21 protein-coding genes and 2 pseudogenes are annotated in these 22,591 nt (G+C 62.4%); 9 read left to right on the top strand and 14 right to left on the bottom strand.

Features of this window, described 5'->3' with window-relative positions; translation table 11 throughout:
• Positions 1 to 3: 3 nt before the first annotated feature.
• Genes NKI19_RS07035 through NKI19_RS07010 form a run of 6 tightly spaced genes read right to left on the bottom strand, consistent with a single transcriptional unit; the run spans position 4 to position 6,455 of the window.
• Positions 4 to 921: a ribokinase gene (locus NKI19_RS07035; protein ID WP_352490333.1), complete on the bottom strand. Its 918-nt coding sequence runs from the start codon at positions 919 to 921 to the stop codon at positions 4 to 6.
• Complete coding sequence (locus tag NKI19_RS07030; RefSeq protein ID WP_352490334.1) at positions 918 to 1,793, bottom strand: MurR/RpiR family transcriptional regulator; 876 nt, start codon at positions 1,791 to 1,793, stop codon at positions 918 to 920. Before NKI19_RS07030 ends, NKI19_RS07035 begins: the two co-directional genes overlap by 4 nt.
• Positions 1,790 to 2,767, bottom strand: a complete 978-nt coding sequence (locus NKI19_RS07025; protein WP_352456543.1) for an ABC transporter permease — start codon at positions 2,765 to 2,767, stop codon at positions 1,790 to 1,792. Before NKI19_RS07025 ends, NKI19_RS07030 begins: the two co-directional genes overlap by 4 nt.
• A 16-nt stretch (positions 2,768 to 2,783) precedes the next feature.
• Positions 2,784 to 4,310, bottom strand: coding sequence for a sugar ABC transporter ATP-binding protein (locus NKI19_RS07020; RefSeq protein ID WP_352490336.1), 1,527 nt, complete (start codon positions 4,308 to 4,310; stop codon positions 2,784 to 2,786).
• Between the two features lie 56 nt (positions 4,311 to 4,366).
• Positions 4,367 to 5,425 carry a sugar ABC transporter substrate-binding protein gene (locus NKI19_RS07015; protein ID WP_352490337.1) on the bottom strand — a complete coding sequence of 353 codons (1,059 nt, stop codon included), beginning with the start codon at positions 5,423 to 5,425 and terminating at the stop codon, positions 4,367 to 4,369.
• Positions 5,426 to 5,465: 40 nt separating this feature from the next.
• Positions 5,466 to 6,455 carry a TIM barrel protein gene (locus NKI19_RS07010; RefSeq protein WP_352490338.1) on the bottom strand — a complete coding sequence of 330 codons (990 nt, stop codon included), beginning with the start codon at positions 6,453 to 6,455 and terminating at the stop codon, positions 5,466 to 5,468.
• Between the two features lie 247 nt (positions 6,456 to 6,702).
• Between NKI19_RS07010 and NKI19_RS07005 the strand changes: the two genes are divergently transcribed.
• On the top strand, positions 6,703 to 8,181 hold the full coding sequence (locus NKI19_RS07005; RefSeq protein ID WP_352490339.1) for an esterase-like activity of phytase family protein: 1,479 nt from the start codon (positions 6,703 to 6,705) through the stop codon (positions 8,179 to 8,181).
• Positions 8,182 to 8,333: 152 nt separating this feature from the next.
• Here NKI19_RS07005 and NKI19_RS07000 read toward each other — a convergent pair whose 3' ends face one another.
• Positions 8,334 to 9,122 (bottom strand): L,D-transpeptidase, encoded by a 789-nt coding sequence (locus tag NKI19_RS07000; protein ID WP_352490340.1) that lies wholly within the window; start codon positions 9,120 to 9,122, stop codon positions 8,334 to 8,336.
• Positions 9,123 to 9,314: 192 nt separating this feature from the next.
• Between NKI19_RS07000 and NKI19_RS06995 the strand changes: the two genes are divergently transcribed.
• Positions 9,315 to 10,787: an MATE family efflux transporter gene (locus NKI19_RS06995; protein ID WP_352490341.1), complete on the top strand. Its 1,473-nt coding sequence runs from the start codon at positions 9,315 to 9,317 to the stop codon at positions 10,785 to 10,787.
• Positions 10,788 to 10,796: 9 nt separating this feature from the next.
• On the opposite strand, the gene NKI19_RS06990 is transcribed toward NKI19_RS06995, so the two are convergent.
• Positions 10,797 to 12,005 (bottom strand): MFS transporter, encoded by a 1,209-nt coding sequence (locus NKI19_RS06990; protein WP_352490342.1) that lies wholly within the window; start codon positions 12,003 to 12,005, stop codon positions 10,797 to 10,799.
• A gap of 156 nt (positions 12,006 to 12,161) precedes the next feature.
• Between NKI19_RS06990 and NKI19_RS06985 the strand changes: the two genes are divergently transcribed.
• The gene (locus NKI19_RS06985; protein ID WP_352564496.1) at positions 12,162 to 12,737 is read left to right on the top strand and encodes a TMEM175 family protein; all 576 of its coding nucleotides are present in this window, start codon (positions 12,162 to 12,164) and stop codon (positions 12,735 to 12,737) included.
• A 115-nt stretch (positions 12,738 to 12,852) separates the two neighbouring features.
• Here the strand turns inward: NKI19_RS06985 and NKI19_RS06980 are convergent, their stop codons facing one another.
• A complete protein-coding gene (locus NKI19_RS06980) occupies positions 12,853 to 13,134 on the bottom strand; it encodes a hypothetical protein (RefSeq protein WP_023721174.1) in 282 nt (93 codons plus the stop codon).
• Positions 13,135 to 13,262: 128 nt separating this feature from the next.
• Between NKI19_RS06980 and NKI19_RS06975 the strand changes: the two genes are divergently transcribed.
• Complete coding sequence (locus NKI19_RS06975; protein ID WP_352490344.1) at positions 13,263 to 14,126, top strand: SDR family NAD(P)-dependent oxidoreductase; 864 nt, start codon at positions 13,263 to 13,265, stop codon at positions 14,124 to 14,126.
• 51 nt (positions 14,127 to 14,177) lie between these two features.
• Here NKI19_RS06975 and NKI19_RS06970 read toward each other — a convergent pair whose 3' ends face one another.
• From NKI19_RS06970 to NKI19_RS06960, 3 genes and pseudogenes are all read right to left on the bottom strand, one after another.
• Positions 14,178 to 14,609 (bottom strand): low affinity iron permease family protein, encoded by a 432-nt coding sequence (locus NKI19_RS06970; protein WP_352490368.1) that lies wholly within the window; start codon positions 14,607 to 14,609, stop codon positions 14,178 to 14,180.
• Between the two features lie 87 nt (positions 14,610 to 14,696).
• Positions 14,697 to 15,338: a DapH/DapD/GlmU-related protein gene (locus NKI19_RS06965; RefSeq protein WP_352490345.1), complete on the bottom strand. Its 642-nt coding sequence runs from the start codon at positions 15,336 to 15,338 to the stop codon at positions 14,697 to 14,699.
• 96 nt (positions 15,339 to 15,434) lie between these two features.
• Positions 15,435 to 15,923: pseudogene (locus NKI19_RS06960) on the bottom strand (CreA family protein).
• A gap of 204 nt (positions 15,924 to 16,127) precedes the next feature.
• On the opposite strand from NKI19_RS06960, the gene NKI19_RS06955 reads away from it, so the two are divergent.
• On the top strand, positions 16,128 to 16,706 hold the full coding sequence (locus NKI19_RS06955) for an SCO family protein (RefSeq protein ID WP_352490346.1): 579 nt from the start codon (positions 16,128 to 16,130) through the stop codon (positions 16,704 to 16,706).
• Positions 16,707 to 16,717: 11 nt separating this feature from the next.
• The gene (locus NKI19_RS06950) at positions 16,718 to 17,590 is read left to right on the top strand and encodes a 50S ribosomal protein L11 methyltransferase (RefSeq protein ID WP_352490347.1); all 873 of its coding nucleotides are present in this window, start codon (positions 16,718 to 16,720) and stop codon (positions 17,588 to 17,590) included.
• 39 nt (positions 17,591 to 17,629) lie between these two features.
• On the opposite strand, the gene NKI19_RS06945 is transcribed toward NKI19_RS06950, so the two are convergent.
• Complete coding sequence (locus NKI19_RS06945; RefSeq protein ID WP_352490348.1) at positions 17,630 to 17,809, bottom strand: hypothetical protein; 180 nt, start codon at positions 17,807 to 17,809, stop codon at positions 17,630 to 17,632.
• 200 nt (positions 17,810 to 18,009) lie between these two features.
• Between NKI19_RS06945 and NKI19_RS06940 the strand changes: the two genes are divergently transcribed.
• From NKI19_RS06940 to NKI19_RS06930, 3 genes and pseudogenes are all read left to right on the top strand, one after another.
• Entirely contained in the window at positions 18,010 to 19,854 is a 1,845-nt protein-coding gene (locus NKI19_RS06940; protein ID WP_352490349.1) for an aminopeptidase P family protein, read from the top strand.
• A gap of 322 nt (positions 19,855 to 20,176) precedes the next feature.
• Positions 20,177 to 20,986: a S1 family peptidase gene (locus NKI19_RS06935; RefSeq protein ID WP_352564494.1), complete on the top strand. Its 810-nt coding sequence runs from the start codon at positions 20,177 to 20,179 to the stop codon at positions 20,984 to 20,986.
• A gap of 287 nt (positions 20,987 to 21,273) precedes the next feature.
• Positions 21,274 to 21,488 (top strand): annotated as a pseudogene (locus tag NKI19_RS06930) (M24 family metallopeptidase C-terminal domain-containing protein); the annotation flags it as partial.
• On the opposite strand, the gene NKI19_RS06925 reads toward NKI19_RS06930, so the two are convergent.
• Positions 21,457 to 22,395, bottom strand: a complete 939-nt coding sequence (locus tag NKI19_RS06925; RefSeq protein ID WP_352492688.1) for a hypothetical protein — start codon at positions 22,393 to 22,395, stop codon at positions 21,457 to 21,459. The pseudogene NKI19_RS06930 and the gene NKI19_RS06925 sit on opposite strands and share 32 nt — an antisense overlap.
• Positions 22,396 to 22,591 lie beyond the last annotated feature (196 nt).

Genomic DNA, 22,591 nt, shown 5'->3' with positions numbered 1-22,591 from the left:
CGGTCACTGAGCAGGCTGAGGTCGATCAAGCCGGCCGCGCTCGCGCTCCGGCGTTGCGACCAGCGAGGCAGCGGCGGCATTGGCGGCGGCAAGTGCCGCCTCGACAGGCTCTCCACGCGCAAGCCCCGCCGCAAAGGCGCCGACGAATTCATCACCGGCACCGTGGGTGCTGACCACCTTCACCGGCATCGCCGGCAAGGCGAATGCCTGGCCGTCGCGGTCGCAATAGGCAACGCCCTCGCCGCCGGCCGTGACAATCGCAGCCGGATAGGAACCGACGAGCATACCGGCCGCCTTCGCCGCACCCTCGAGCGTGTCGACGACAGGAACGCCGGCCAGGAACTCCGCCTCGATGGCGTTGACGATGACGATGTCGGTCAACGCGATCAGTTCGGCTGACAGCTTTCGCGCCGGCGCCGCGTTGAGGACGACGCGGCTGCCATGCGCCTTCACCGCCCGCGCCGCGGCAATGTTGGCGGCGTCCGGCACCTCGTTCTGCAGCAGCAGCACCGTCGTTTGCGCGATCAGCTCACCCGCCTCGGCAATGTCCTTTTCGCCGAGAGTGAGATTGCTGCCCGAGACGATCACCGCGCCATAGTCGCCGCTGGCGTCGAAAATCGCGACGCTCATGCCCGAGCCGGCGCCGGAAGCCAGTCCCACGAAGCGCTGGTCGACGCCGTTGCGGTTGAGATTGTCGAGAAGTGCCCGGCCGAAATCGTCGTCGCCGACAGCACCGATCATTGCCGCACGCACACCGGCCCGCGCTGCCGACACCGCCTGGTTGCCGCCCTTGCCGCCGCATTTTGGATGCCAGGCATGGCCGGTGACCGTTTCGCCCTTGCGTGGGCGATCGGGGGCTTCGACCATGATATCGTAATGCAGGCTGCCGAATACGGTCACCAGCGGCGGGGAAGCCGTCATGTGCCCCTGTCTTTCCGTTTCGACGTCACCGCAGACATGGTGCGGCCGAGATTGCGCTCCGCCGCCTGGTAGTCGCGTTGCGCGACCGCGACGAACAGCGCGTCGAGAATATTGAGCTGGGCAATGCGCGCCGCTGCGTTCTCACCCATCAACGGCGAGCCTTGCGCCGTCGAGCAGAGCACGATGTCGGCTACGGCTGCCAATGGCGAGTTGTCATAGTTGGTGATGGCCAGCGTGCGCGCGCCGCTTTTGCGCGCAAGTTGGATGGCGTCGATGACGGCGCTCGTGTTGCCGGAATGCGAGAAGCCGACAGCAATGTCGTCGGCGCCGAGCAGCGAGGCCGACATCAGCATCATATGCGAATCGTCGTAGACAGAGGTGCGGATGCCGATGCGCAGGAATTTGTGCGAGACGTCGCGAGCGATCTGCGCCGAGCCGCCGACGCCGTAGAAATCGCGATTCCTGGCGCGGTAAAGCAGATCGGCGGCACGGTCGAAATCGTCCATGTCGAGGATGGCGAGCGTCTCCTCCAGCGCCTGGATGGAGGTGCGGAACACCTTCTGCACGATTTCGGCCGAGCTGTCGTCCACCGACAGCTCCTGATGCATCTCGGCGGTCGGCAGGCGGCTGTACTCATAGACGGCGGTGCGGAAATCGCGATAGCCGGAAAAACCCAGCTTCTTGGCGATCTTGACCACCATCGCCTCCGACACACCGGCCTCCTCTGCGATCTGCTTGAGCGGGATGGTCTCGTCGAAGCCGCGCCGTCCGAAGACGGTTTCAACCACCTTCGCCTCGAGCGGCGTCAGATGCGGCATCATCATGCGGATGCGCGGTCCTACTGCTTTCAGGTCCAGGCCGGTCAAGGTCATCCACGTCCCCTCGTCACGCGATCGATAAGCATCGCGGCGAGGATTATAAGGCCAGTTGCCAAGAGCTGATAGAAGGACTGCACGTTCATCAGCGTCAGGCCGTTGCGCATGCTGCCGAGGATGACGGCACCCAGGATCGTGCCGACGACGCTGCCCTTGCCGCCCATCAGCGAAGCACCGCCGATCGCCGCCGCTGCTATGGCGTCGAGCTCCCAGAGATTGCCGAGAATGGGTTCGGCCGCACCCAACCGGCCGATCAGGATCTGTGCGGCAAGTGCCGCCAGCAGGCCCGAGATCATATAGGCGGCGATCTTGGTGCGGGCGATCGGCACGCCGGCTATGTAGGCTGCCTCCTCATTGCCGCCGACGGCGAGCAGATATTCGCCGAACGGCGTCTTCTTGAGGATGATCCACGCAATCAGCGCGACCACGGCCACGATGATGACCGCCAACGGCAATCCGAACAGCGAGCCGTTGAAGATGGCGCGAAAGCCGGCAGGCAGGCCAAGCACCGGATTGCCGCCGGTATAGATCAGCGCCAGCGCCCGGTAGGTGCTCAGCGTGCCGAGCGTGACGATGAAAGGCTGCAGCCCGACATAGGCGACCAGCACGCCGTTGAGCAGTCCGCAGGCAAGGCCGATGGCAAAGCCAGCGGCGATGGCCAGCGGAAACGGCACGCCGGCAACCAGCATCGAGGCCGAGATGACGGCCGAAAGGGCTGCCGTCGGCCCGACGGACAGGTCGATGCCGCCCGAGATGATGACCAGCGTCATGCCCAACGCCAGGCAGGCATTGATGCTCGACTGCTGCAGGATGTTGATCAGGTTACGCTCGGCAAAAAAGCCGGGGACCAGCGCCCCGAAGACGGCAAGGATCACCACCAGGCCGATCAGCGTGCCGGCGTCGCGCACGGAAAACCGGTGCAGGAAATCTGCCCTTGGGCGCGCTGCTGTGTGTTGGGTTATATCGGTCATCCGCTGGTCCTGTCCGTTACGCACCGGCCCGATGGCCTTGCGCCTTGCCGGCCTCAATCTCCGTTTGGGGTATGGCGTGCGCGGCGATCGCGTGTTCGCTGAGACTTGTGCGGCCCAGTTCGGCGGCGACCGTGCCGTCGCGCATGACCAGCACGCGGTCGGCGAGCCGGATCACCTCGGGGAGTTCGGACGACACGACGATTACCGAATGGCCTTCGGCGGCGAGTTCCTCGATCAGGTGGTAGATCTCCGCCTTGGCGCCGACATCGATGCCGCGCGTCGGCTCGTCGAACAGAAGGATCCGCGTTCCCGCCGCCAGCCAGCGGCCGATGATCGCTTTCTGCTGGTTGCCGCCGCTGAACAGCCGAATTGGCCGATCGAGCAGGAACGGCCTGAGATTGACGCGTTTCATTTTCTCGGCAGCCACGCGCTTCAGCCGGCGATGATCGATGACGCCGCGCGGCGCGAACACGCCCATCGAGGCCAGCGCCATGTTGCTGGAGATCGACCGCAACGGCACGATGCCTTCGCGCTTGCGCTCCTCCGGCACCAGGCCGATGCCGGCCGCAATCGCGTCGCGCGGACTGGAAAGCTTTACCGCCTTGCCGTCGATCTCTATTGCGCCTGATGAGGCCCGGTCGGCACCGGCGAGCAGCCGCAGCAGTTCGGTGCGACCCGACCCGACCAGGCCGGCAATGCCCAACACCTCGCCGCGATGCAGCTCGAACGAAACGTCATGGACCTTGGTCGCCGAGGCAAGGCCACGCACACTCAGCCTGATCTCGGCGGAAGCATGCGAGCGGTGCTGTTCCTGGGCAAGCTCGCGGCCGACCATCATCGAAACGACGGCCTTTTCCGAGACCTGTGCGATATCGACGGACCCGACCACGGCGCCGTCGCGCATGATGGTGGCGCGCTGGCAGATGCCGAACACCTCGTCCAATTTGTGCGAGACATAGACGACCGCGACACCGTCGCGGGCCAGGCCGGCAATGACTTCGGCCAGGCGCTCGAATTCTTTCGGCGTCAGGCTCGATGTCGGCTCGTCCATCGCAACGATCCTGGCGCGATCGAGCAGCGCCCGGGCTATCTCGACGATCTGCCGCTGCGCGACTTTCAGGCTGCCGAGCGGCGCTGCCGGATCGATGGTCGGGTCGATGGCCGCAAGGGCTTCCGCAGCGCGACGCTCCTGCTCGCGCCGCGCGACGAAAATGCCGCCGCGCGTCAGCGGATGGCCGAGAAACATGTTCTGGGCGACGCTGAGACGCGGCACCTGCTGCAATTCCTGATGGATCATGGCCACGCCGGCGGCGCGCGCCGCGACCGGGGTGTTCAGCATGGCCGGCTTTCCGTCGATGAGCACGCGTCCCGCTGTCGGCCGGTAGACGCCTGACAGAATGCGCAGCAGCGTCGACTTGCCAGCACCGTTTTCGCCAAGCAGGCCATGGATTTCGCCGGCGCCGACCGAAAAGGACACATCGCTCAGCGCCCGCACGGCCGGAAACACTTTGGAAATGCCCTCGAATTGCAGCCGCGCTGACATTGCTTCAGTTCTCCAGGCAGGGTGCCGACCCAAGGCCGGCACCCGCCGCCCCTGCTCTATTGGCCCGCTGCCGCGTCCTCGAGCAGCGCCTTGCGCGCGGCATCGCCGCCGCCGGAGTAACGGTCGGCATTGTCCTTGGTGATCAGCGCCTGCGGCGTGGCGACGACGCGCGGCAGCTTCTGCCCGGCCACCAGCCGCAGCGCCGATTCCAGCGCCACCTCGCCGGTCAGCACCGGGAACGAATCGACGGTACCGGTCAGCTCGCCGGCGCGGATCGAGGCATAAGCGTCGGAAATCCCGTCAGTGCCGAAGACGGCGACCTTGTCCTGCAGGCCGGCGGCCTTGACCGCTTCGACGATGCCCAGCGCCATGCCGTCATTGTTGGCATAGAAGCCGATCAGGTCTGGGTGCTGCTGCAGGATGTTAGTGGCCGCGTCGTAGGAGGTCTGACGATCCCAGTTGCCGGGGACGCTGGCGACGACCTCGAACTTGCCGGCTTCGGTGATGGTGGTCTTGAAGCCGTCGGTGCGCTGGACGGCGGCGTAGACGCCGGCCTGGCCTTCGACGATGGCGACCTTGCCGCCATCCGGCCGGTTCTTGATGAACCATTTGGCGACACGCACGCCATTGTCGCGCTGGACATTACCGACATAGTGCTCGGCCTGCGGGATGACCGCGTCATTGACGTTGACCACCGGCACATTGGCTGCCTTGGCCTGTTCCATGATCGGCTGCAGGTTGGAGTCGGTCTGCGGCGAGACGAGAAGCACGTTGTAGCCTTGCGTGACCAGACCTTCGGCGATGGTGAGCTGGCCGAGCTGGTCGCCCTCGCTTTGCGCCGCCTGGTAGACGACGGGCACGCCGGTGCGGTCGCCGAACGACTTGTAGCCCTCACCCAGCGAGCGCCAGTATTCGTTGGTCAGCGTCTTGGAGACCGCACCCGCCTTGGTGCCCTCGGGCAGCTTGGGGAAAGCCCCGAACTTGGCCTCGAGCTGCGACCAGTCGATGCGATCCTTCTCGGTGTCGGAATTGAGCGGCGCGAGGTCCGCGGAAAACGACGAGCCTATAGATAGCGCCATCACGGCAGCGGTAGCGGTGGCAAGCAGAAATTTCATGGTCTTTCCTCCCTTGTTGAAAACGGTGATGGCCGCTGCGTCAGCTGTCCGGCCCGAGCATGGCTTCCTGGATGATGGCTTGCGACGCGACCGCGTCCTGACAGTCGATGGCGGTGGACAGGCGGTTGTCCTTTTCCAGCCGATCGACGACGCGCAGCATGCGCTTGACGGTCGCGATGTTGACTTCGCATTCGTGGACCGGATCGAGCCAGGTCATGTCGGGGAACGTGTCGAAGTAGATGGCGCCGGAGTAGCCGTCGCGGCGGATCTGCCTGAGTAGCTCGATCGTCTGCAGCGTGTGCACCGCGCCGACCATCAGGCCGTCGTCGCGCTTGGCGTAGCCGTCGTTGAGATGCACGCCGAGCAGCTTGCTATGGCGCGCCACGAGTGCTGCGGCAAAGGCCGGCTGCTCGTCGGCATAGAGCACATGAGCGAAATCGAGCGTCACGCCGAGATTGGGCAGGCCGATCTCGCGGATCGCCAGCAAAGTCGTCGCCGCGTCGGGCATCAGGCTGTAGGAGCGCGGTTCGTTGGGCTTGTACTCCAGGCTGATCTGGCAATCCGGATCATACGCCGCTACTTCACGAATGCCATCGATTTCGTGTTGCCAGAGCGTTGTGTAGTCAGCCTGGAAGGCGTAGTCGAAGCCATCCTGCCCCAACCACAATGTCATCAGGCTGGCGCCGGCCTCGCGCGCGGCGTCGATGCCGGCCTTGGTCAGGTCGATGGCCTCGCGGCGAACGGAAGGATCCGGATTGGTGAAGGCGCCGAGCTTGAAAGCCGGGTTAGAGTAGTAGCGCATGGCGAAGCCATTGATCGAAAGCCCGAAATCGCCGAGTTTGCGCGCCATTTCCGCAGGCTCTTCATCGACATGGTCGGGGAAGTTGAGGTCGAGATCGGTCAACTCCGCAACCTTTGCCGCACGTGCCGCCATTTGCAGCATAGACGGCTTGCCGACAAGATCGGGCCACTCGGACTGTGGCCGCGAGGCAAAGGAATTGAGGCGGGTGGCGAAACGATAGGCAGTCATCGGGGACCTTTCATTGTCATAACTTTACATAAGAATGATTATTTGTAAAGTTGTTAATTGCTCACTCGGCGACGACGAATTCGCCATACCCAGGCCAGTTGCGACCACGGGGGACAAGCAAGCGCGGCGCTGTCACGCAAGTATCATGTTCGCGTCCTAGATCGCTTCTCCGAAGGCTTTCGCGGCATCCTTGATGCGACGCGGCGCCTTTTCAGATCCCGGCAGCTTTGTCCCAAAGAGGATATCCATGAAAAACCTGCACCGAACCGCGTCCCTCGCCGTCGCGCTGGCGATGTTCACGGCCATGAGCCCGGCCCTGGCTGAAAACGCCGCGATCGTCGGCGGCGTCAGCTTCGTCAACAAGGGCCTTGTCGGTGTCGGCCGCATCCCGGCCAGCCAGAAGGACAAGTTCGGCGAGACGTTTGGCTCCGGCTCGGGCATGGCGATCGACGCTGCCGGCTGGATGCATGGCGCCAATGGCTACAAGGGCTCGCTGTGGCTGCTGCCGGATCGCGGCTACAATGTCGTCGGCACCACCGATTACCGTCCGCGCCTCAACACGATCGTCCTCGAGTTCGCCCCGATCGCGCCGGGTGCGGCACCGGCCACCGGCCAGGAACAGTCGGGCCTCAAGGCAACCTTAGGCGACACCATGCTTTTGACCGACGACAAAGGCGCCGATGCAACCGGCCTCGATCCGCTCAGCGGCGTGCGTGCCGCGACCGACGACATGCCGATCCTGCCCGAAGCCAACGGCAAGCTCGCGCTCGATAACGAAGCGATCGCGCGGCTGCCCGACGGCACGATGCTCATCTCGGACGAATACGGTCCGAACATCTACCGCTTCTCCGCCGATGGGCGTCTGATGTCGGCAACGCAGCCGCCGGCAGCGCTTGTCCCGACGCGTCACGGGTCGCCAAACTTTGCTTCCAACAATCCGGGACCTGGCGCGGCAGACCCAGATCCGAAGGATCCCGAAACCGGCCGCCAGAACAACCAGGGCCTCGAAGGCATGGCTTTGACGCCCGACGGCAAGTTCCTGATCGCCGTGCTGCAGTCGGCACCCAGACAAGATGGCGGCGATTCCGCCTCGACACGCCAGAACACGCGCGCGCTGGTCTATGACGCATCGGATCCTGGCCAGCTCAAGCTCGCGCATGAATATGTCGTGCCCCTGCCGGTGTTCACCGATGCCAAGGGCAAAACCAGGATCGCCGCGCAGAGCGAAATCGTGGCGCTGTCGGACAAGACCTTCCTGATGCTGGCGCGCGACAGCGGCAACGGCCAGGGGCTGAAGGGCGACACTTCGCTCCGTCGCGAGATCAGCGTCGTCGATGTGTCGGCGGCAACCGATATCGCCGGCACAGAGTTCGACAAGGACAAGCCGGTTGCGCCCAAGGGTGAGCTCGATGCATCGGTGACGCCGGCCAAGCTGACGCCGTTCATCGACATCAACGACAAGAATGAGCTCGGCCGCTTCGGGCTGCACAATGGCGCGCCAAACGACCGCAACAACCTCTCAGAGAAGTGGGAGGCGATGTCGGTGGTGAGCGTCCTCGATCCAAAACTGCCCAACGACTATTTCCTGTTCGTCGCCAATGACAATGACTTCCTCACCCAGGACGGCTTCCAGGTCGGCGCGGCCTACAAGGCCGAGGATGGCGCCGATGTCGATACTATGTTCCTGGTCTATCAGGTCACGCTTCCAGGTCTCGCCAAGAAGTAGTGGCACCCATACAGGCGGACGCGCCGAACGCGTCCGCCTGAGCTGGCGCGATTGAACGGTAGTGCCCTTCAGTTGCGGCTCGCTCGCGCAAGGATGGTGTTCTAGGACAAGTGTGTTGCAAGACCTGCGACTGACGATCCCGTCGAAGGCACTTACCTCAACATCTCCGCGTCCTTTGGCACACCGGCATCGATCGGCTCGGCTGTCCTGTTCGAAACGGCGGCGATCTTCCCGGCGGCCGACAAGTTCGGGCGCACGAAGACCGGCGCGACGCCGTCGACGCGGCTGTAGAGGTCGATAATGTCCTGATTCATGAAGCGCACACAGCCGGATGAAGCGTTCTTCCCAATGGAATCCCACTCCGGTGTGCCGTGCAGCCGGTACATCGTGTCCTTGCCGTCGCGGAAGAGATACAGCGCGCGGGCGCCAAGCGGGCTCTGCGGGCCGGGCGGCATGCCGTCCTTGTATTTCGCCAGTTCCGGCCGGCGTTGGATCATTTCCGGCGGCGGCGTCCACACCGGCCACTTCTTTCTCGCCTGAACCACGGCACTGCCGGTCCATCCGAAACCGGCCTTGCCGAGGCTGACGCCGTAGCGAATTGCCTTGCCGCCGTCGCGCACCAGGTAGAGAAAGTGCTCGGAGGTATCGACGACGATCGTGCCGGGTTTCTCTCCGGTCGGATCGGACACGACTTGGCGGACGAATTTCGGATCGATCTTGGCTACCGGTATTGCCGGCAGTTGATAGCCCTCGTCGACGCGCGCCGCATACATGCTTGCGGCATCGCCGAAAGCCGGCTCGCTTGGCGCCGCTGTCACCGGCGGCGCCGCCACGTCGGTCGTGGTGCACGCCGAAAGAGCCACGGAGGCCGCGCCCAGAGCCGATGCACCGAGAAAGGCGCGCCGGTTCGGGCGCTCAAAAAACAACGGAATATCGGACATGAGCCCCCCGGCTTGCCCATGAGATCCAGGAAATGCGGCCCCACGCGTGCAGGATCAATATACGATTCCGGAAGCTTTGAGAACATGATTGATCAAGGCACACCAGGCGGAATTTGCAGCACCGCATCGACCTGTTCCGTTAAATCGGCAATCATTGCGGACTCAAGACAAGCCTTCGCCGAGTTGCCTGCCATGGACGACAACATGCCCGCGCGCCGGCGGACCGGCGACCTGACCAGTGGGCCTATCCCGCGCACCCTTTTGCTGTTTGCCCTGCCGGTGCTCGGCTCCAATGTGCTGCAGTCGCTCAACGGCTCGATCAATGCCGTGTGGGTCGGCCGTTTCCTCGGTGAAGCGGCGCTGACCGCCACGTCCAATGCAAACCTCGTGCTGTTTCTCATCCTCGGCACGGTGTTCGGCATCGGCATGGCGGCGACCATCCTGGTCGCGCAATCCGTCGGCGCCCGCGATCTGCCCGAAGCCCGGCGCATCGTCGGAACCAGCGCCACCTTCTTCTTCCTCGTCTCGGTGGTGTTCGCGGTCTGCGGCTGGATCTGGGTCGATGCGATCCTCGATACGCTCGGCACGCCGGCCGATGCTTTGCCGCTGGCGCGCTCCTATCTGCGCATCATCTTCCTGGCCGTGCCGATGATGAACCTGCTGTCCTTCGTCATGACGGTGCTGCGCGGCGCCGGCGATTCGCGCACGCCTTTCCTTTTCATGGCGCTGGCCGTCGTGCTCGACATCGTTTTGAACCCGTTGCTCATTCTCGGCATCGGGCCGTTTCCCGAACTTGGCATCGCCGGCTCGGCCGCCTCGACGCTGATCGGCCAGACGGTAAGCGTGGTTGCCATCCTGGTCGTGCTTTATGCGCGCAAGCACCCGCTACGGCTGGCCGGCGCCAATCTTGCTCTGCTGCGGCCGGATCCGGCGCTGCTGCGCATCGTCGTCTTCAAGGGCGTGCCGATGGGCCTGCAGATGATCGTCGTCTCGGCAGCGGCGCTGACCGTGATGGGCATGGTCAATTCGTACGGCTCACAGGTTGCAGCTGCCTACGGCATAGCCGCACAGCTCTGGACATATATCCAGATGCCGGCGCTCGCCATCGGCGCCGCGGTGTCGTCCATGGCGGCGCAAAATGTCGGCGCCAGGCGCTGGGACCGGATTGGACACATCGCCGCCTCCGGCGTCGGCTTCAACCTTGTGCTCACCGGCGTGCTTGTCGCGCTGCTGTTCGTATTCGATCGCGCGGTGCTCAGCCTCTTCCTCGGCAGCGACAGTGCAGCAATCGACATCGCCACTCACATCAACAATATCGCGTCGTGGTCCTTCATCCTGTTCGGCATCACCATCGTGCTCTTCGCCACCGTGCGTGCCACCGGCGCGGTGATGCCGCCGCTGATCATCCTGGTGATCTCGGTGCTGCTGGTGCGCACCAGCTTCGCCTATTTCTTCCGAAGCGTGATCGGCGAGGAAGCTCTGTGGTGGAGCTTTCCGGCCGGCTCGATAACCTCGCTCGTGCTGGCCGCGGCCTATTATCGCTTCGGCCGTTGGCGCAGCCTGCACATGATCGAGAGCCGGCCGGCTGCCGGCGAACCACCGGATACCGGCCTCGGCGTACCGCGCCAGCGCGCCCATCTTTCGCCCGAGGCACCGAACGGCTGAAAGGTCGGCTCAGCGCGCGTATTTCGCGCCAAACCCGAGCGCCACCAGGGAAAAGACGACAATCATGCCGGCAAAGGCCAGGCTTGCCGCGGTCGCGCTTGTCATGGTCGACAGGACGCCGATGCCGATCACCGGCAGCGCGTTGCCGCAAAAACAGCAGATGAAGAAGGCCGAGACGACTTCCGCGCGCCGGTCCGCCGGCGCGATCTCGTTCACCACTTGCAAGCCGCCGCGATAGCCGAGCGCTGCGGCCACGCCGCACAAGGCGGTCCCGGCAATCATTATGGCCATCGATGCGAAGACCTGCGCCGCAACAATCAGCGCGACGGTTGGGATCATCAGCGCAAGCGCTGCGAACATTGCGGCTCGGCTCGAAAGTCGTGCCGTCGCTACGATGGTGGCGGCCGTCACGATCGCCAATTCAAAGAACAGAGCGCCGGCTTCGGCATGGTTGGTCACTTGCAGCTGCTGCGCCAAAATGCTGGGTGCGAGTGCTGCATAAAAGCCGACCAGCGCCATTGCGCCAAAGCCGGTCACCGCCGGCGCAACAAAACTTGCGCGAATGTCATCGGGCACGGAAAGCCGCGGCCGCATCGAAACGTCAGCCAGTTTCCCCGGCCGCGAAACGGTTTCCCGCGTGCGCCAGACCAGCAGGGTTACAGTCGCGAGCATCGCCAGGTAGACGACGAATGTCAGCCTGAGCGGCCAAGGCGCGTATTCGGCGAGCAACCCGGCCCCCAGCGCACCGAGGCCGAGGCCGAGAAAATTGGTGCTGGTGGCAATCGTCGCCGCCTGTGACTTGTCGTCGGTCGGGAGCAATTCGGCGAGCCAGGCGGTGCCGGTACCCGCGCCGACCCCGATTCCCAGTCCGCTCAGAATTCGGGCGATGTCGAGCCAGGCGACATTTTCGGCGAACAGGAAAACCACCGCGCTGACAACGGCCACCGCCATCCCGGCCAATGCCATTGGACGGCGCCCGATGACATCGGACACACGCCCCAACATCAGCAGCGCCGCCAGATTGCCGATGACATAGACGGCGTAGACCAGCGCCAAAGTGATCTGCGAGAAGCCGAAGATCTGCTTGTAGATGATGTAAAGCGGCGTCAGCGCCGTGCTGCCGGCGAAAAGAGCCGCGATCATGGCGGCCACGGCGGCCGCTGCAGCGCGGCCGCCGAGTTCGTGATCGCGCGTCATGACTTGAGCGTGAGCCGTCATTTTTTCGACCTTTTGCTGTTCGGGATCTGACACCCTAACGCCGTTTTCGCGCCAGCCGTTCCCCCTCCCTGGCTTGCTCCTGACAAGTTTGGCAGCTTTGCCGATGGCGCTAAGCGAGATCCTCTTTTAACTTCATCGGATTGTCAGGGGAGATTCATGGGCAAGGGACGAGTCGAGGCATTTACCGATGGCGTGGTCGCCATCATCATCACCATCATGGTGCTGGAATTGAAGGTGCCGCATGGCGAGGATTTTTCCGCGCTGGCACCACTCTGGCCGATATTCCTCAGCTATGTGCTGTCCTTCATCAATGTCGGCATCTACTGGAACAATTTGCACAACATGTTCCATACCGTGCAGCGGGTCGACGGCCGCGTGCTGTGGGCGAACCTCAACCTGCTGTTCTGGCTATCGCTGATACCGGCGACGACAGCCTTCATGGGTGAGAACCATTTCGCGCCGGTGCCGGTCGCCGTCTACGGTGTCGACCTGGCGCTCTGCGCCATCGGCTTCAACATCCTCACCATGGCCCTGCATCGGCTGCACGGCAGCGAAACCCTTTTCGCCCGGGCGTTGGGCAATGACCTCAAGGGAAAAATCTCGCTGGTGCTCTATCTTTCCGCCATCGCGCTGACCTTCGTCAATCACTGGATCGGTGTCGCGATCTATGTCCTGGTGGCGATGGTCTGGTTCGTGCCGGACAGGCGCTTCGAGCGGCTAATCGAGAAATAGACAGACCATGATCCCGAACCGAAGGACCGCGTCAGCGAAAAGTGGATGCCAGTTTTCGAAAAAGATCATGATCAGACAGAGCCCCATCCCGAATTTTATCGGGATGGAACAGGCTCTAGCCCCGCATCTCTTTCAGCTTTTCCGCTACCGAGGCGGCAAGGTCGGCGTAGCGCTCCTCCAGCCGCTCGGCCGCCTTGATCACTGAAAAATCATGGCCGAATTTTTCCAGCGCCATGCGCAGCTTTTCGACGAACTCCGCCTGTTTTTCGAGCGCCGAAAACAGCGTTTTCACTTGCGCTTCGCTGATGTCGGGATTGGCAAGCATTTGCGGCACTTCGCGGCTCATCTGGTCGCCGGTTGCGGTCTGCTCTTTCAGGATCTCGATCCAGTCGGTCAATCGTCAGTCTCCTTTTCGATATCAGCATGCGCAGCGCCCGCCGACGCGGTCAACCCGAAGATGCCTGTATCGGCTTGCGCGAGCCTCGTTCCGCGCTAAGTTCGCCGCGGCCAGAACAGGAGAAAATCATGACCACCGACGCCGAGATCCAGACCGCTCTGCCTGCACTTGCCTCCGGCAATGTCGCCGTCATCACCGGTGCGGCCAGCGGCATCGGCCTTGCCGCGGCCAAACGGCTGGCTACGATGGGCATGAAGATCGTGCTGGCCGATATCGGCGGCGCACGCCTCGATGAGGCCCGACGCGCCATCGTCGCCATCGCCGGCGACAGTGCCGTGCTTGCCGTCGCCACTGACGTCTCGGAAGCCGACGACCTCGACCGACTGGCCGAAAGGACATCCGGCACTTTCGGCGACGTGTCGCTGCTGATGAACAATGCCGGCGTCGGCAACAACCCCGGCAAGCCGTGGGAAAACCTTGACGCCTGGAAGCAATTGCTGGACATCAATTTCTGGGGTGTCGTGCATGGCGTAGAGGCGTTCGCGCCACGCATGCTGGCGGCAGGAAAGCCCGGCCTGATTGTCAACACCGGCTCCAAGCAAGGCATTACCACGCCGCCCGGCAACCTCGCCTACAACGTCTCCAAGGCTGGCGTGAAGACCTATACCGAGGGCCTTGCACACGCGCTGCGCAACGAGCCCGGCGCCAGTGTCGCGGCGCATTTGCTCATCCCCGGGTTTACCTTTACCGGCCTGACCGAAGGTGCGACCGAAAAGCCGGCCGGCGCCTGGACGGGCGAGCAAGTCATCGACTTCATGCTGGCCTCGCTACGGCGCGGCGATTTCTACATCCTGTGTCCCGATAACGAGGCGACCCGGTCCATGGACGAAAAGCGCATGGCCTGGGCGATTGGCGACATCATCGAGAACCGCCCTGCCCTGTCGCGCTGGCACCCGGACTACAAGGAAGCCTTTGCGGCATTCATGAAATGATCCCGCGATCGTTCGCGTAAGCTCTGTTGGGAAGCCGAACAACAAGCTCGCTCACGCCGCCGTATGCTTCTTAGTGTTGCGCTTCTTAGCCACGGCTTTTGCTGCGGCCATGTCGGCGATCTGTTCGTCGTGCCGCTTCGCCGCTCGTTCACATTTGGCGCGGATTTCCTCGACTTCGGATTCGGTCAGGTGTTCGATGCCGATAAAGGTATTCTTGGCTTTGCTGACGCGGATCAACTCGTCGAGCTTGGCCTGGATCGCCGCACTGTCGCGGTTCTGGGTGTTCTGGATGAGAAACACCATCAGGAAGGTGACGATCGTGGTGCCGGTATTGATGACGAGCTGCCACGTGTCGGAAAAGCCGAAGACCGGACCGCTTACCGCCCAGACCACAATGATCAGGAAACAGACGGCAAACGTCGGTGGCAGACCGGCAAGATGGGCGACATAGTTGGCGATCCTGGTGAACAGCTTCTCGATCATGGCAGGGAGAAACAATCGGCAGCTGCTTGGAGTTCCCTGCGGGGTGGAATTCACGGTCAAACCGCGCGCGCGCCGGGCTCGTAACGGTCAGGTGGCGTCGTTTTCCCAGCGGTCGAGGAAAGCCTCGATGGGCAAGGCCTGCATGTCGGGGACTGCCCTGGCCAGTTTCTCGACCGGCCAGTCCCACCAGGCAAGACGTTCGATCCGGGCCGCAGTTTCCGCGCTGAAGCGCTGCCGCAATGGCCGGGCCGGAACGCCGGCGACGATTGCATAGGCCGGCACGTCTCGCGTCACCACCGCATTGGCACCGACGATCGCGCCATTGCCGATCACTACGCCAGGCATGATCACGGCGCCATGGCCGATCCAGACATCATGGCCGATGCTGACGGCTTTCGCCCGCCGCCGGTCGCGGAACGCCTGATCGACACCCAGCCAGCGGATATATTCGTTGGGCCGATAGCTGATCTTGTGCTGCGTCAGCCGCTCGACCGGATGCTCCAGCGCATTGATGCGGCTGTTGGCGGCGATCGAGCAGAATTTGCCGATCGTCGTATAGATCGCCTCGGCCTGGCGCTCGAAGTAGGAGAAGTCGCCGACCGTCACCTCGCGCAGGATGACCCGCTCGCCGATCGACGCATAGCGTCCAAGCTTGCACGCCTTCAACTCCGCCGTCGGATGGATGCGCGGCTCGGGATCTTTCAGGACAAGGTGTTCGGGACGGTCCATGCGGGCGCTTTACGCCGGCGCGCATAGTCTCGCAAGCCGAGTGAAGCGCCGCGCATCCGTCTGGACGCGCCAAGGACCCTATAGCACCTTCAGTCTCTATTTCGGCTTGCCGCTGGTCCACACCACGTTCTGGCCGTAGAGCGGCACGGTGGTGACCGACATTTTTGCCGAGCCATCCTGCACCTGGCGCGAATGCGACAGGTAGATCAGCGTTTCGTTGGCCTTGTCGTAGATGCGGTTCACCACCTGCTTTTTCCAGATCAGGCTGATGCCTTGCTTGAACACCTCCTCGCCGGCCTCGCTCATGTCGATGTCGCCAATGGTGATCGGCCCGGTCTGGCGGCAGGAGATCGAGGAATCGGACGGGTCCTCGAACCAGTTGCCTTTCTGCAGGCGGTCGATCACCCCACGGTCGAAATAGGAGACGTGGCAGGTCACGCCCTCGACCTTCGGATCCTTGATCGCCTCGACGATGATGTCGTTGCCGAGTCAATCGACGCCGACGTTGCCGACTTCCTCGGCGACGGCCGAGCCGGCACCAATGACCAGGCATGCGGCCAACGCGCCGCCAATCAGTTTTCGCAAAGAGGCCTCCTGCGGTTCGAATTTTGCCGACCTCAGGTGGGACGAACGGCAGCGCTTTGCAAGCAGATCGCCTCCCACAGCATTGCCGGTTGCGGCAACGCGACATCTTTGCGTCGGCGCGACCGAACCGCTAAGAGTGTTCGCCAAGCCAGGGCTTCACGGCGCCAACCCGGCGCCCGATGGAAATAACGACGGACTTCACTGATGATGCGTTCAATTCTGGTCGGTATTCTCGTCCTGATGGCCGCAGGAATCGGTTGGCTCACCTTCGACTGGTACCGCGGACATTATGGCGGCGAGCCGTTCGGAGCACCTTTCACGCTGGTCGACCAGAAGGGCACGCCGGTCACCGAAGCCGCCTTTCGCGGCCACCCCAGCGTCGTCTTCTTCGGCTTCACGCACTGTCCGGAAGTCTGCCCGACCACGCTTTTCGAGTTGGCCGGCTGGCTGAAGACGATGGGCGACGACGGCAAGAACCTGCGCGCCTATTTCGTTACGGTCGACCCGGAGCGCGATACGCCCGAAACCATGAACACCTATGTCAGCAATTTCTCCGATCGCATCCTCGGCATCACCGGCGATCCGGATAAGGTCCACGCCATGGCCAAGTCGTTCGGCATCTATTGGAAGAAAGTCGACACGAACGATGGCGACTACACGATGGACCACACCGCTTCGGTGCTGCTGCTCAATGCCAAGGGCGATTTCGCCGGCACCATTGCCTATGGCGAAAGCCCGGACGCCGCCATCGCCAAGCTCAAGCGGCTGGCGGCGGAAGGTTGACACATCCGGTAATGACGCAGACGCGTTTGTATTTCACCGCGGGCAAGATCGAGGCCGATCGCATCTTCGCGGCGCTCGGTGCGGCATTCGACGATGAGGGCCTGCCGGTTGCGGTGCTCGAGGTCGACGAGGACCGGGACATCCACGAAGTATCGCTCTATGCCGACGACGACGTCGATGCGGTCGAGGCGCGGCTTAGGGACATCCTTGCCGGACTGTCGCTGTCGAAATCGATAGCGCGCGAAGCGCTGCCCGACATCGATTGGGTGGCGCGCTCGCTAGAGGGATTGAAGCCGGTGCGGGCCGGGCGCTTCTTCGTCCATGGCGCGCATGACCGCAGGAAGCGCCACAGCGGCGAGCTCGCCATCGAGATCGAGGCCGGCCTTGCCTTCGGCACCGGCCATCACGGCACCACCGCCGGCTGCCTCGAAATGTTGGAGCAGGTCATACGGCGCGAGCATCCGCGCAACGCGCTCGACCTTGGCACCGGCAGCGCGGTGCTCGCCATCGCGGTGGCCAAGCTCGCGCATATTCCGGTGCTGGCGACCGACATCGACCCGGTCGCCGTCAAGGTGGCCGCCGCCAATGCGCGGCTGAACCAGGTCAAGGGGTTTATTGAAACGGTAGCGGCGCCCGGTTTTCATCATCCGATCTTTGCCGCGCGTGCGCCCTTCGACCTGATCGTCGCCAACATATTGGCCCGGCCGCTGATGCGTCTGGCGCCGCAAATGGCCGGGAATATCGCGCTTGGTGGCTCGATCGTGTTGTCGGGCATTCTCGAGCGCCAGCGCGACGCGGTAATCGCGGCCTATGTCGGCCAGAAATTCCGGCACGTCCGCACCTTGCACCGCGAGGGCTGGGTGACGATTCACCTCAAGCGCTGAAGCGCGACGCTTTCAAGCGAAGCCGGAATTCGCCCAGATTTAGCGCGAGTTCGCCGCTTTCTTCAGCTGTTCGCGATCGTAGCCGTGAGCTTTCAGCGTTTCGTCATCAAAGCCAAGCAGAACGCCGCTCACATACCGGCTCGCCTCGCGCTGGCGAGCTTCGATCAGCGCGTTCACAGCGTTTCTGAAAAATCCGCGTCTAGGTGAAATCGTGGACATGACGGTCTCCTTTGCAGGGCAACAGGACTTTTCCTCCACGTTAAGAAGGTAAGCTCTGCTGACGCTTTTTGAAATCGCCGATTCTGCATGGCCTCCATGCGCAAAAAGACACTCTAGCGGCCAGCCATGATCGGTCCGAAATCGATTCCGATTTTCGAAGTCATGCGCTACGGTCGCGCCAGCACTCGAGGAGAGCCGACATGTTCCAGACCTTCGATTCCGCCGGCGATCCGGCCGTTGGCAAGCCGCGCGTGGCAATGCTGCGCCAATGGTTGGCGGCGAACGGGCTGGATGGCTTCATCGTGCCCCGTGCCGACGAGCACCAGGGCGAATATGTCGCCGACTGCTCGGCACGGCTGAAATGGCTGACCGGCTTCAGCGGCTCGGCCGGCGTCGCCATTGTGCTTGGCGAGCGCGCCGTCATGTTTGTCGACGGGCGCTACACGCTGCAGGTGCGCCAGGAGGTCGATCTCGACATCTTTTCGATCGAGAGCCTTGTCGACAACCCGCCGGCCAACTGGATCAAGGACAATCTCGGCAAGGGCGTGCGGTTGGGCTTCGATCCGTGGCTGCATACGATCAGTGACGTCAAGGCCCTGAAGGCCTCGGCCGAGAAGTCCGGCGCGATACTGGTGCCGCTCGAAGAGAATCCGATCGACGCGATCTGGCAGGACCAGCCCGGGCCGCCACTGGCGCCGGTCGAGATCCACCCGATCGGCTTTGCCGGCGAACTGGCCAAGGACAAGCTGGTGCGGCTGGCGGCGGCCATCGAGAAGGACGGCGCCACCCATGCCGTGCTGACCGACCCCTCTTCCATCGCCTGGGCCTTCGACATTCGTGGCGGCGACGTACCGCACACACCGCTGGCGCTCGGCTTTGCCGTGCTTGCCGCTGACGGGTCGAATCTGCTTTTCATGGACCAGCGCAAGTTTTCGCGCACCGTCGCGGCCTATCTGACGCAGCTCGCCGAATTGCATGAACCCGGTGAATTCGAAACGGCAATCGTCACCCTGGCCAAGGGCGGCGCAAAAATCGCGCTGGACCCGGTTCTAGCGGCGGACAAGCTCAGGATGCTGGTCGAGGATAATGGCGGCACCGTCATTGCCGTGCCCGATCCGGCCCGCATTCCACGCGCAACAAAGAACAAAGCCGAGATCGCCGGCGCACGCGCCGCGCATCGCCGCGACGGCGCCGCGGTCGCCAAGCTGCTGTGCTGGCTCGACCGCCAGAAGCCCGGCACGCTCGACGAAATCGCCGTTGTCACCAGGCTTGAGGAGACGCGCCGTCAGACCGGCGAAGAAACACAGATGCCGCTGCGCGACGTATCGTTCGACACCATCTCCGGCGCTGGTCCTAACGGCGCCATCATGCACTACCGCGTCTCCCGCGCCACCAATCGCAAGCTGGGGGATGGCGAGCTGTTCCTGCTCGACTCCGGCGGGCAGTACCAGGACGGCACCACCGACATCACCCGCACCGTGCCGATCGGCACGCCAACCGAGGAGATGCGCGAACGCTTCACGCTGGTGCTGAAAGGCATGATCGGCATCTCCATGCTGCGCTTCCCGCAAGGCACGCGCGGCTCCGAAATCGATGCCGTAGCCCGCCTGGCGCTATGGAGACGCGGATGCGACTTCGCCCATGGCACCGGACACGGTGTCGGCTCTTATCTTGCCGTGCATGAGGGACCGCAGCGTATCGCCAAAACCGGCACCGAAAAGCTGCTGGCCGGCATGATCGTCTCCAACGAGCCCGGCTATTACAAGGGGGGTTCTTACGGCATCCGTATCGAAAACCTCGTCCTGGTGACGCCGGCTGAAGCGATCGAGGGCGGCGACATCGCCCTGCATGGCTTCGAGACACTGACGCTGGCGCCGATCGACAAGCGGCTGGTCCGGTCGGACCTCTTAACCCGTGACGAGCTCCATTGGCTCGATGAATACCATGCGCGGGTGCTGGCCGAGATCGGACCGATGCTCGACGGCGAGACGCTGGCCTGGCTGGAAAAAGCAACCGCCCCGCTGCCGCACGACGCAAAAATCTGATTGTGGAAGGATGATGGGGCGCGTCGACCTGTGGACAGGCGGAGCGCGGGGGCGATCAGGATGGGCAAATACAGGATTGTGGGTTCGGGCGGCGTGGGTGCATTCAATGGCGTGGGTGGTGCATTCAATGATGAGCGAACGCCCTTCATGCCGAGTGCCTCGCCCATTCCGTTTCGTCGATTATTGGTGGGGCTAGTCAATCGGCGTCCCAGTTAATTAACACCGCTCGGGATGGCGACACCACATGTCGATATGGGTCATATTCATCCGGTGCCCGCAAATCATACTTTCGAAAGGCTAGTTCATTCAAATGACACTCACAATGGCCGAACAACTTCTCTATTCCACGGTAAAGCTGACCAGCTCTAGCAATGGCGTCCCCAGCTCAACAGGCACAGGATTCTTTATGAGCTTCCCGTTCGACGGGGGCCGCAATGTTATAGTCCTGATAACCAACAAGCACGTCCTCAACGGGGCAACCGCGGTCACTGCGGTTTGTCACGTCGCAGAGGGAGACACTCCGTCAGGACGTTTCCTCCCCTGCACCATCGCCAACCGGCCGGAGTTCGTAGTTCATCATCCAGCCGCTGACGTTGACCTCTGTGCACTCATATTTGGTCCTATTCTGAATCAGGCATATGAGGCCGGCACGTCGCTGTTCTTTCGTTCAATTGATCCGAGTCTCATCCCAGAGCCTCAGGATTGGGAGTTTTTCGATGCGATCGAAGACGTAACAATGATTGGATGCCCAAGAGGAATCTCTGACGAAGTGAACAATCTTCCTATCGTTCGTAGAGGGATTACAGCTTCAGCGCTCTCCAAGAAATACAATGGGAAGGAGGAGTTCATGGTAGATATGGCCTGCTTTCCGGGCTCTTCTGGCTCCCCTATCTTCTTGTATGATCGCAACGGATATTTTGATCGCAAGCAGAACAGTTATATGCTTGGCGCCTCCAGATTGAAACTTGTGGGGATTCTCTATTCGGGACCGCTTGTAACAAATGATGGACGCTTGGTACTGGCACAGATTCCGCGCGTGGCGGTGAACTCGATGATGCACCTTGGTAATGCGCTGAGGTCGACAGCAATCCTCCAAATTGAATCAGAAATAAGACGCCGTCTCGTTGCGTAGTGGCTATCAGCGGCAGACCCGCGTTGTCGATGCATGGCAGCGGTGTGTTTGAAGGCAGACAAGCTTCTGACCAGGACGACCCGTTTTGCAGTCTTCGAGCGCAACGTACTTAGTCGGTCCATTATCCGACGAACTGCCTCGCGACATCAGCACGGCGGCAGCCGCCTAAAAGATCGTGGTCAGTCCGCCGCGTGTGGCGAGACTAGGCCGGCAGCGATCAAGACTGCTCATTCCGCCGGTCCGGTGCTCAGGGCTGCCGGCCAGCGCGGTCAGCACCGCCGCCGCACGCCCCGATCGACAAGCGGCTGGTCCGGTCGGTCCTATTGACCCGTGATGAGTTGCATTGGCTCGACGAATACCACGCGCGGGCGCTTGCCGAGATCGGACCGATGCTCGATGGCGAGACGCTGGCCTGGCTGGAAAAGGCCACCGCCTGCTGCCGCACGACGCTACCCATTACGGGCCTCGAGCTACCGCGGACCTCGACCTTTGGGGTGACTGAACAGCCGGTCTCCGACGAGGTCACCAATGCCCCAATCGTAGAATGCTGCGAGGTGATACGCGAGCGGATGCTTCATGATGGCTGACGGTTGGTTCAAAGGTTCGTAGAGCTCGCCCTTGTCCCGTTGCTTAAACAGATGGTTGAGGCTGTTCGCAAGGACATCAGCAGCGAGGACGTAGCCGTCACCGTCGGTCACCGCATTGATCGTAAGCTTCCTCACCACGGCTTCGATCTGCATGCTGGGCGGAAGGGTGATGCCAATCTCAATAGCGCCCTCAACGACCTGCTTGGTGACTGTGTCAAATCCTTTAACTACTTTCAGCAGCGGGTCATCGCTTAGTAGCCGCTTGGCGGCGACCTCGAAGTTTTTCACAATTGGGCTGTCGATCTGATCTGTCCGCACCTCGATGGAGACCTCCTTCTGATTTCGTTCCTCCAGAAAGGCTACAAGGTGCGCATAAAGGCCTTCAAACAATACTTCATGCATCGAGGCTGGGTTATCACGAGGGCTGTTTCGTTTTATTCGCGGAGGCTGCTGCTGGGCCGCCAATACTGCCTGCCTGTTGTTCTCCGCCAACTTCTTTTGGGTGAGATACCAGTCGTTCAGTCCATTCACATGAATCGCGTACCAGAAACAGGGCAAGTTGGCCGATCGAATAGCCGTGTACACATCCTGTCTGAGTGCCTCCTGCTGGGCTGGAGGTAGATCAGCTATGTGCAGCTTTCCAGTTGACGGTCTGTGCTTATCGACGACTGCTTGGAATTCAAGAGACGTCCTTGACTCAACTTCCGGCGGCACCAAGATACCAGCGAACACACCCACTTCGCCGGGATAAGATTCTGTCTGGTCTGCATAGCCTTTAGCGCCTGACTCATCACACGCGAAGATTAGGTTCGTTGTTATCATCGTTTCCTCCCGTCCGTGGCGGAGACAATGCCTAGTTGCTCAGCCTACTCCTGTAATGTGGTTCGGTGCACCTCAGTCAACTACGTCGCATTCCAGCGCTCATACCACCAGCAGTCTTCTTGGCAGTGCGGAGTTTCCTTGGACATCGATCGATCGAGATCCACCTTTCATCCAATAGACTACGCACCGCATGTCA

The sequence above is a fragment of the Mesorhizobium sp. M0751 genome, from assembly GCF_040320265.1.
Taxonomy (GTDB): Bacteria; Pseudomonadota; Alphaproteobacteria; order Rhizobiales; family Rhizobiaceae; genus Mesorhizobium.
The sequence above is the reverse complement of the archived record's forward strand: the minus strand, read 5'-3'. Positions and strand labels throughout refer to the sequence as shown.

What these genes read in the sequence shown, in the direction of transcription:
- NKI19_RS07035 (WP_352490333.1), bottom strand. Translation starts at nt 921, where the DNA reads ATGACGGCTTCCCCGCCGCTGGTGACCGTATTCGGCAGCCTGCATTAC.
- NKI19_RS07030 (WP_352490334.1), bottom strand. Translation starts at nt 1,793, where the DNA reads ATGACCTTGACCGGCCTGGACCTGAAAGCAGTAGGACCGCGCATCCGC.
- NKI19_RS07025 (WP_352456543.1), bottom strand. Translation starts at nt 2,767, where the DNA reads ATGACCGATATAACCCAACACACAGCAGCGCGCCCAAGGGCAGATTTC.
- NKI19_RS07020 (WP_352490336.1), bottom strand. Translation starts at nt 4,310, where the DNA reads ATGTCAGCGCGGCTGCAATTCGAGGGCATTTCCAAAGTGTTTCCGGCC.
- NKI19_RS07015 (WP_352490337.1), bottom strand. Translation starts at nt 5,425, where the DNA reads ATGAAATTTCTGCTTGCCACCGCTACCGCTGCCGTGATGGCGCTATCT.
- NKI19_RS07010 (WP_352490338.1), bottom strand. Translation starts at nt 6,455, where the DNA reads ATGACTGCCTATCGTTTCGCCACCCGCCTCAATTCCTTTGCCTCGCGG.
- NKI19_RS07005 (WP_352490339.1), top strand. Translation starts at nt 6,703, where the DNA reads ATGAAAAACCTGCACCGAACCGCGTCCCTCGCCGTCGCGCTGGCGATG.
- NKI19_RS07000 (WP_352490340.1), bottom strand. Translation starts at nt 9,122, where the DNA reads ATGTCCGATATTCCGTTGTTTTTTGAGCGCCCGAACCGGCGCGCCTTT.
- NKI19_RS06995 (WP_352490341.1), top strand. Translation starts at nt 9,315, where the DNA reads ATGGACGACAACATGCCCGCGCGCCGGCGGACCGGCGACCTGACCAGT.
- NKI19_RS06990 (WP_352490342.1), bottom strand. Translation starts at nt 12,005, where the DNA reads ATGACGGCTCACGCTCAAGTCATGACGCGCGATCACGAACTCGGCGGC.
- NKI19_RS06985 (WP_352564496.1), top strand. Translation starts at nt 12,162, where the DNA reads ATGGGCAAGGGACGAGTCGAGGCATTTACCGATGGCGTGGTCGCCATC.
- NKI19_RS06975 (WP_352490344.1), top strand. Translation starts at nt 13,263, where the DNA reads ATGACCACCGACGCCGAGATCCAGACCGCTCTGCCTGCACTTGCCTCC.
- NKI19_RS06970 (WP_352490368.1), bottom strand. Translation starts at nt 14,609, where the DNA reads ATGATCGAGAAGCTGTTCACCAGGATCGCCAACTATGTCGCCCATCTT.
- NKI19_RS06965 (WP_352490345.1), bottom strand. Translation starts at nt 15,338, where the DNA reads ATGGACCGTCCCGAACACCTTGTCCTGAAAGATCCCGAGCCGCGCATC.
- NKI19_RS06955 (WP_352490346.1), top strand. Translation starts at nt 16,128, where the DNA reads ATGATGCGTTCAATTCTGGTCGGTATTCTCGTCCTGATGGCCGCAGGA.
- NKI19_RS06950 (WP_352490347.1), top strand. Translation starts at nt 16,718, where the DNA reads ATGACGCAGACGCGTTTGTATTTCACCGCGGGCAAGATCGAGGCCGAT.
- NKI19_RS06945 (WP_352490348.1), bottom strand. Translation starts at nt 17,809, where the DNA reads ATGTCCACGATTTCACCTAGACGCGGATTTTTCAGAAACGCTGTGAAC.
- NKI19_RS06940 (WP_352490349.1), top strand. Translation starts at nt 18,010, where the DNA reads ATGTTCCAGACCTTCGATTCCGCCGGCGATCCGGCCGTTGGCAAGCCG.
- NKI19_RS06935 (WP_352564494.1), top strand. Translation starts at nt 20,177, where the DNA reads ATGGCCGAACAACTTCTCTATTCCACGGTAAAGCTGACCAGCTCTAGC.
- NKI19_RS06925 (WP_352492688.1), bottom strand. Translation starts at nt 22,395, where the DNA reads ATGATAACAACGAACCTAATCTTCGCGTGTGATGAGTCAGGCGCTAAA.